The sequence below is a fragment of the Stenotrophomonas sp. 3diitr2024 genome (assembly GCF_042136455.1).
GTDB lineage: Bacteria > Pseudomonadota > Gammaproteobacteria > Xanthomonadales > Xanthomonadaceae > Stenotrophomonas > Stenotrophomonas sepilia.
Genome location: NZ_JBHHMJ010000129.1, coordinates 1 through 330, shown reverse-complemented (window position 1 = coordinate 330; position 330 = coordinate 1). Strand labels below are relative to the sequence as shown.

At 67.9% G+C, this 330-nt stretch carries 1 protein-coding gene; it reads right to left on the bottom strand.

Translation table 11 applies throughout. From position 1 onward, the window contains the following. Window positions 1-330: AAA family ATPase (locus ABGA94_RS03180; protein ID WP_375366365.1), on the bottom strand; the 330-nt coding region annotated here is incomplete at both ends.

Sequence of the window (330 nt, the reverse complement as noted above, 5' to 3'; positions counted from 1 at the left end):
ATGCTGCCACGCCTGGACGGGATGGCGCTGTGCCGGAAGCTGCGCCAGGAGTTCCAGAATCCGGTGCCGATCCTGATGCTGACGGCGCGCGATCCGGTCGAAGACCGCGTGCAGGGCCCGCAGGCGCGCGACATCGTGATCGGCCTGGCCCGCGAAGCCGACCGCGCAGCGTTGACCAAGCTGGGCCGCTTCGCCGCCCTGCAGGTGCAGTCCGATGACGGTGTTGCGGAAGTCCACAGTGCGGCCTTGGCCGTCGGTCAGGCGGCCATCGTCCAGCACCTGCAGCAGGATGTTGAACACATCCGGATGCGCCTTCTCCACCTCATCGAG